Annotated in this window: 1 protein-coding gene; it reads left to right on the top strand. The window is 69.3% G+C overall.

Features of this window, described 5'->3' with window-relative positions; genetic code table 11:
- Positions 1-197: 197 nt before the first annotated feature.
- Complete coding sequence (locus I71_RS03175; RefSeq protein ID WP_244433602.1) at positions 198-1,142, top strand: site-specific tyrosine recombinase XerD; 945 nt, start codon at positions 198-200, stop codon at positions 1,140-1,142.
- The last annotated feature ends 257 nt before the right edge of the window (positions 1,143-1,399 follow it).

Raw genomic sequence — 1,399 nt, 5'->3', positions numbered from 1 at the left:
CGAGGCGATGGCCGCCATCATCGGCCCCGCCACGACGCCTCCGAATCCAACCGCCGAATGACCTTCCGCCCCGTGGAGCCCGCCACCACCATGACGCCGACACCATGACCGGCAGCAGAAGCCCCGCCAGCAAAAGCGCTGGGACCAAGACCGGCACCGGGCGGCGCGGCCGGCCGTGCAAGCCGCGCCCGATCGCCATGTCCGCGCATCTGGACGCCTTCCTCGACATGCTGACGGCGGAGCGTGGGGCGGCGGTCAACACGCGGCTGGCCTATGAGCGCGACCTTGCCGATCTCGGCCGCTGGCTCGCCCAGCGCAGCGTGGCGCTGGAGGCGGCCGGGACCGAGGATCTGCGCGCCTATCTGGCGGTGCAGAGCAAGGACGGCGCCCCCCGCACGGTGGCGCGGCGGCTGTCGGCGATGCGGCAGTTCTACCGCTTCCTGCTGTCGGAAGGCCGCCGCACCGACGATCCCGCCTCGCCGCTCGACAGCCCCAAGCAGGGGCGTCCGCTGCCCAAGATCCTGACGGAGGCGGAGGTCGGCGCCATGCTGTCCACCGCCGAGGCCCGGGGCGGGCCGGAGGGCCTGCGGCTGGTGGCGCTGCTGGAGGTGCTCTACGCCACCGGCCTGCGCGTGTCGGAACTGGTCGGCCTGCCGATGACCGCGATCATGCGCGACGGCCGCGGCCTGCTTGTGCGCGGCAAGGGCGGCAAGGAGCGCATGGTGCCGCTGTCCGACCCGGCGCTGGCGGCGCTGGCCGGCTACATCCCGTTCCGCGGCCACTTCATCCCGGCGAGCGGCGGGGCAGGGGGGGAAGCCGGGCACAGCCCCTTCCTGTTCCCGTCACGCAGTTCGGCCGAAGGGCACCTGACACGCCAGCGCTTTGCCCAGTTGCTGAAACAATTGGCCATCGACGCCGGCATCGACCCGGAGAAGGTCAGTCCCCACGTCCTGCGCCATGCCTTCGCCACCCATCTGCTGGACCATGGCGCCGACCTGCGCTCCGTCCAGAAGATGCTGGGCCATGCCGACATCGCGACGACGCAGATCTACACCCATGTGGTGACGGAACGGCTGAAGAAGGTCATGCACGACCACCACCCGCTGGCGCGCCGCAAGGTGGAAGAGGCGTCGGAGGGGTAGGGGAGGTAAGGATATGTGGGGATGTGCAGGCTTCGATTGCCTTCACATATCCTTACTTCTTCTCCAGCATCAGCGTGCCATGGCGCGTGACCTTGTTCCTGATCCTGTCGAGGCAGGGCTGCACCCGTCGAACATCCACGACAACGTGGCCGCGCTGGGCATCCGGTCGCTTTCGACGGTGGAGGATGGCTTCACCCGCTATGCGACGATTTCGGACGGGTCGCTGCGCCTTTCAGACGTGGACGGTTCGGTTTCCG

The organism is Azospirillum sp. B506 (assembly GCF_000333595.1).
In the GTDB taxonomy this organism is placed as follows: Bacteria; Pseudomonadota; Alphaproteobacteria; order Azospirillales; family Azospirillaceae; genus Azospirillum.
The sequence above is the reverse complement of the archived record's forward strand: the minus strand, read 5'-3'. Positions and strand labels throughout refer to the sequence as shown.

What these genes read in the sequence shown, in the direction of transcription:
- I71_RS03175 (WP_244433602.1), top strand. Translation starts at nt 198, where the DNA reads ATGTCCGCGCATCTGGACGCCTTCCTCGACATGCTGACGGCGGAGCGT.